This window comes from Collinsella sp. TF11-5AC (assembly GCF_003436775.1).
GTDB lineage: Bacteria > Actinomycetota > Coriobacteriia > Coriobacteriales > Coriobacteriaceae > Collinsella.
Map to the genome: position 1 here is coordinate 1 of NZ_QSQO01000036.1, position 4,071 is coordinate 4,071.

Below are 4,071 nucleotides of genomic sequence, written 5' to 3' on the forward strand. Positions count from 1 at the left end.
GGGTGCCTGCTTTGTTTTGAGAAGTTCGCGAAGCCCACTTCTCAAAACAAAGCAGGCACCCCGGCCCTCGCCCGTATTACCCCGCTGGGCGAGCCATAGACGCCGCGTACCGATAGGGTGAGGTGGCGGCTTGAAATTGGTGCTATATTTAGCTTGAGTTGTTAAATGTTAGTAGGAGAGGCTGATATGGGGCTGTTCAAGAAGAAAAACCCGCAGGATGCCTTTGATCCCGATGTGTTTACCATCACGGACACGATTTTGGACCCGCCGCGGTTTACGTTTTTGCCGGCTATCTACCAGGATGCCACGCGTCGCAAGTGGGCCGTACATCAGCGCGGCGGCGAGCCGAAGATTTTTGACTATGCGGACGTGTTGCAGTGCGAAGTGGCCGAGGCGGGCGATCCGGAGGCCGATGAAGCGGTCTCTAAACAGGAATTTGCCCAGCGTATTCTGGCAAATCCCGCTAAGGCGGCAAAAATGAACGCAGCCAAGCGTAATATGTGTCTTGGTATGGGCGTTGTTGTGGCGGTTCAGACGGGAAAAGACGAGGTTTCCAAACTAGAGATTCCCGTTATGACCGATGAAGTCAAACGCGATTCAAGCCTGTATAAGTCGTATCGGAATGTCGCCGAGAAGATCAAGGCCGAATTTGATGCCATGGGTGGTCTGGCCTAATTTTGGCGACATACGTTTCTGAACGAGGAGTCTGTGCAATGGCAGGCGAATCTTATGCAATTCCCCCCAAAGATCGTGCTGTTGAGGGGATTCTTTGGTATATCCAGCACCATCAGCTTGCCGGCGGCGATCGCCTGCCGGCCGAGCGCGTGCTGTGCGAAGAGATTGGCGTTTCGCGTACGGCGTTGCGCGCCGGTATCACGCGGCTCATCTCGTGTGGAACGCTCGAGAGCCGTCGCGGATCGGGCACGTATGTGTGTCCTCCCAAGCCGCTGAACATCTTCCAGGAAACGTATAACTTTTCCGATGCTGTGCGGACTGCCGGCCTGCACCCCTCTTCTCGTCTGGTTTCCACCGGGACCATCGAGGCGGATGAGGCGCTTGCCGACAAGCTTGGGGTGGCTGTAGGCGCTCCCTTGCTCCGCATGCAGCGCGTTCGACTTATTGAGGGCGAGCCGGCGTCAATCGAGACCGCTCACGTTAACCTGTCCCTGTGCCCATCGCTTCCCGAGCACGATTTTGAGTGTGAGAGCCTTTACGATGTCTTGCTCAAAGAAGGTGGCGTGCGTGTTGAGCATGGACGTGAGCATATCTCCATCTCGCGTTTGAACGCCGAAGAGGCCGAGCTGCTCCAGCAAGAAGAGGGGACGCCGGTGTTCTATGAGAGCACGATCGAATTTGATAAGGACATGCGTTTTGTGGAGCATTGCAAATCGGTGATTTTGCCCACAAAGTTCCGCTTTGCCGATAACGGTGAAAAGAACGGCATGAGGAGCGTGGCAGGTGAACAATGGCTGAAACAGTAGATGCCACCCCGGTTTATATGCGCATACGACGTCGCATTGAAGAGCGTATCGAACGCGGTATATATCCCACGGGTTCCATGATTCCGTCCGAAAAAGACCTCGCCGAGGAATTTGGTACGACACGCTTGACCATTCGAAGTGCTGTCGATGAGCTGGTTCGGCGCGGGCAGATTCGACGCGTCCGCGGAAAGGGCGCGTTTGTGGCGCAGAAAGTGCCCGTTGCCTACGAACGAACAGGAGGCTTTCGCGAGTCGGTTCGTGCTTCGGGCGGCGAGCCGTCCGTCCGCATCCTCGCGCGTTCCAAGCGTTATGCGGGCCCATATTATGCCAACCTGTTTGGCATTGCCGAGGACGATTTGCTGTATTCGATTCGGCGTTTGAACTGCGTCAACGGCGATCCCGTATCGATTGAGATGGCGTTCATCCCGTGCCTGCTGTTTCCCACAATCGAAGATATTGACGTGTCGGTCTTCAGTTTGTACGAGACCTATGAGATGTTGGGCCGAAAGCCGGTCATGGCACAGGAGAAGCTCGATATCGAGGCGGTGGGTGCACGCGACGCGGGCTTGCTTGGCTTGGAACAAGGGGATCTTGTTTTGCTTTTGGAATGCGTGAGCTATGACGCGAGCGGTCAGGCTATCGAGTATGTAAAGTCCTTCAATCGTGGCGATGCGGGCGGCCACACCTATACGTACTAGCTGGGGCTTTGCATCGCGCGCGGTAACAGCCGGTCTGTTTGGGCAATTTGACCGACTGTATATACAACCTTACATGGCTCAAAATCGACCGTTCGCCGATGGGGATAAATTAATCGACAAAGAGGTATCAAAAAGCCGTAACCTGTAACTGTGATTGGTATCAAATACTAATGATTTGTTATGAGGTGAGACGATGAAGATGCTCGATTACGTTCAGCTTGCCCATGTGCGTATGGGGGAGAACCTCGAGCGTTCGTCTGAGCTGGTAGCACAGCTCGTTGATATTTTCCAGTCCGGTTCTTTTGATGCACTGCGCATCGTTGCTTCGGGTTCGTCGCGCCATGCCGCCGATTGCGCCCGCGATTACCTGCAAGATGCGCTGCAGATGCAGGTGTCCGTTGTGACGCCCGAGGCCTTCGTCGATTTTGAACACACCTATCCGCAGCATGCGCTCAACATCGCCGTCTCGCAGAGCGGCTATTCGACCAATACGATTGCGGCGCTCGATTACATGCGTGCACACGATATGGCTGCAGTTGCGCTCACGGCAAACGTCGAGGCACCCATCAAGGAACACGCTGACATCGTTCTTGACTACGGTGTGGGCGTCGAGTCGGTGGACTTTGTGACTCTGGGCGTCGAGGTTCTCGTTGAGTACCTGGTGCTCTTTGGTATTTACGGCGGTCAGGCGCGCGGAACGATTGACGCCAAGGGCGTTGCTCAGCGTCTTGATGACCTGCGCGAGGCTATCCAGGCTAATGCCGTGATGTGCAAGACCGCCGAGGCATATGTCCAAGATCACATGCTCGAGCTTTCTGAGCACATGCCCGCCATGGTCGTCGGCAACGGCCCCAACTATGGTGTTGCCGAGGAGGCAGCGCTCAAGCTGAGCGAGACCATCAAGATTCCTGCCATGCATCACGAAGGCGAGGAGTTCGTCCACGGTCCCGAGATGCAGATCGTTCCGGGCTATCTGGTGTTTATCGTCGACGATCCGCAGGGGTCGGAGCGTCTTGCGAATATCGCCGATGCGCTATCGAACGTTACGGCAAAAACGGTGCTGCTCACGGCCCATCCCAAGGGTAGGGCTCACGAGGTTGCGGTGCCTCAGGTGGCTCCGCTGCTCAGCGCAATTCCCAATCTTGTGTTCTTCCAGACGATTGCGGCCATGATCGCCGAGCGTCTGAAGTCATGGAACGTGCACCCGTATCTCGATGCCGTCTCCAAGCAAATGGAGGTCAAGGCAGAGGGCTACGAAGAGTCAGTCAATGCGCTTAAGGCCAAAGCGGCTGAGTGTTACGGAATGTAAGCGGGTTTTGATGCCCGTTGGCATGGGGGATGTGGAAACAACCCCAGAAAGGAGAGACAAATGAAGGAAACCGAGAAGATCGAGATCATGCATTTCGACCAGGAGGGCTATCTCGAGGACGGCAAGGCGCTCTACGAGACCGGCAAGAAGATGACCGCGCTCGCCGACAAGGTCGCCGACGAGGGCTACGACGCCGTGTTCCTGATGGGCGTCGGCGGCACCTGGGACGAGCTCATGCAGCTCGAGTACCTCATGAACAAGTTCGGCGACCGCGACCTCGAGGTCTACCTGATCCACGCCGCCGAGTGGAACGTCATGGGCCACAAGCGCATGACCGAGAAGTCCGTCGTGCTCACCGCCTCCGAGTCCGGCACCACCCCCGAGGTCCTCGAGGCCGTCAAGAAGATGAAGGGCATGGGCGTGCGCGTCTACGCCATGACCAAGCCCGAGGGCCCCATCGGCCAGGCTGTCGGCGCCGAGAACTGCGTCGCCATGGCTTCTGACCATGGTTCGGGCGGCTGCGAGAAGGGCTACTACCTCGCCGACTGCTTCGGCCTGCGCCTGCTCAACCGCCGCGGCTGCT

At 56.8% G+C, this 4,071-nt stretch carries 4 protein-coding genes and 1 pseudogene; all 5 read left to right on the plus strand.

Annotation, left to right across the window (positions count from 1 at the left end):
* Nucleotides 1–186: 186 nt before the first annotated feature.
* Entirely contained in the window at nucleotides 187–675 is a 489-nt protein-coding gene (locus tag DXD16_RS10005) for a hypothetical protein (RefSeq protein WP_117640898.1), read from the plus strand.
* A 38-nt stretch (nucleotides 676–713) separates the two neighbouring features.
* Entirely contained in the window at nucleotides 714–1,481 is a 768-nt protein-coding gene (locus DXD16_RS10010) for a GntR family transcriptional regulator (protein WP_117564862.1), read from the plus strand.
* Nucleotides 1,466–2,179: a GntR family transcriptional regulator gene (locus DXD16_RS10015; protein ID WP_117655975.1), complete on the plus strand. Its 714-nt coding sequence runs from the start codon at nucleotides 1,466–1,468 to the stop codon at nucleotides 2,177–2,179. Before DXD16_RS10010 ends, DXD16_RS10015 begins: the two co-directional genes overlap by 16 nt.
* 193 nt (nucleotides 2,180–2,372) lie before the next feature.
* The gene (locus tag DXD16_RS10020) at nucleotides 2,373–3,488 is read left to right on the plus strand and encodes an SIS domain-containing protein (protein ID WP_117655976.1); all 1,116 of its coding nucleotides are present in this window, start codon (nucleotides 2,373–2,375) and stop codon (nucleotides 3,486–3,488) included.
* A gap of 60 nt (nucleotides 3,489–3,548) precedes the next feature.
* Nucleotides 3,549–4,071, plus strand: a pseudogene (locus tag DXD16_RS10520) (SIS domain-containing protein); the annotation flags it as partial.

Bases quoted from the DNA above. Each gene is read 5' to 3' on its own strand.
- DXD16_RS10005 (WP_117640898.1), top strand. From the start codon at position 187: ATGGGGCTGTTCAAGAAGAAAAACCCGCAGGATGCCTTTGATCCCGAT.
- DXD16_RS10010 (WP_117564862.1), top strand. From the start codon at position 714: ATGGCAGGCGAATCTTATGCAATTCCCCCCAAAGATCGTGCTGTTGAG.
- DXD16_RS10015 (WP_117655975.1), top strand. From the start codon at position 1,466: ATGGCTGAAACAGTAGATGCCACCCCGGTTTATATGCGCATACGACGT.
- DXD16_RS10020 (WP_117655976.1), top strand. From the start codon at position 2,373: ATGAAGATGCTCGATTACGTTCAGCTTGCCCATGTGCGTATGGGGGAG.